At 69.7% G+C, this 505-nt stretch carries 1 protein-coding gene; it reads right to left on the reverse strand.

From position 1 onward, the window contains the following. Nucleotides 1-505, reverse strand: a 505-nt coding sequence (locus tag GTY47_RS03570) for an ABC transporter permease (protein ID WP_010038637.1), incomplete at both ends; no start/stop codon positions are given.

The following is a 505-nucleotide window of genomic DNA, read 5'->3' on the forward strand; positions in this document are numbered from 1 at the left end:
CCGTTGCGGAAGACGCCGACGATGAGGACGCCGATGAACGTGCCCAGGACCGAACCGCGTCCGCCGAAGAGGCTCGTGCCGCCGAGCACCACGGCGGTGATGCTGTCGAGGTTGTCGGTCTGCCCGGCCTGCGGATCGCCCACCCCGGTACGCGAGATGAGCAGCAGGGCGGCGACGCCGTAGAGGAGACCGGCCACGGTGTAGACGCCGATGGTCAGGCGGGAGGTGCGGATGCCGTTCAGCCGCGCCGCTTCCGGGCTGTTGCCCAGCGCGTAGACGTGCCGGCCCCAGCCGGTGCTGCTCAGCGCGTAGGCGAGGAGGAGGAACAGGGCGATGGTGACCAGCGAGCCGTAGGTGATGTCGGTCTTGCCCAGCGGGAAGGTCTGGCCGAGGGCCGTCAGCGGGCCGGGCAGGTTGCTGACGGTCTGCTCCTCGGAGTAGATGTGGGTCAGCGCGAACGCCACGTTGAGCATGCCGAGGGTGACGATGAACGGCGGCAGCGGGA

Origin of the sequence: Streptomyces sp. SID5464 (assembly GCF_009862985.1) — a bacterium.
Taxonomy (GTDB): Bacteria; Actinomycetota; Actinomycetes; order Streptomycetales; family Streptomycetaceae; genus Streptomyces; species Streptomyces chartreusis_D.